The following is a 624-nucleotide window of genomic DNA, read 5'->3' as shown; positions in this document are numbered from 1 at the left end:
CTGGGCGGCGAGTTTCCGCCGGCCGGGCTGGTCCTTCGGCAGCCGCCATTCATCGATCCGGGCACCGTATCGTCGGACCATCGCCGCGTCGACGTGCTCAGCCGCCCACCGCGGTGCCGCCACCGTCAGGGCTTCGAGGGCCGCCCGCAGCGTCTCACCGACCATCTCCAGACGGTTGAGATCACGAACCGCGGCCATCACATACGTCGCGTCGGTGCGCAGCCGACCCCGGGCTTTGACCAGGCCCTGCTCGACCAGCCGGTCCAGGAGAGTCTGGAACGCCACACCCTGCAGATCATGGGTGACCAACCGGGTCCGGAACTGTGACAACACACTGAAATCAAAACCCGGATCGGTCAACACCAAACCCAAACAGTATTTCCAGTCGATCCGCCCCCGGACCGCGTCAGCGGCCTGCCGGTCGGTGAGGTTCTCCGCGAACTGCAACACCGTGACCATCGCCAACTGCCCCGGCGAGATCCCCGGCCTGCCACGAACCCCGAACGCATCGACGAACGCCCCATCGGTGAAGACCTCACCCAGCTCATCACGCACCCGCATCGCCAACGTCGGCTTCCTGAACGCCGCCCTAGCCACCACCGCAGTCTGCACATCAACCTCCGG

General features: G+C 66.2%; 1 protein-coding gene. It reads right to left on the bottom strand.

Features of this window, described 5'->3' with window-relative positions; all coding sequences use genetic code 11:
• On the bottom strand, positions 1-624 hold a 624-nt coding region (locus DMB66_RS60820; protein ID WP_233625658.1), incomplete at both ends, for a transposase.

This window comes from Actinoplanes sp. ATCC 53533 (assembly GCF_003947245.1).
Note: the sequence above shows the minus strand (reverse complement) of the source record. Positions and strands in the feature narration are given on the sequence as shown.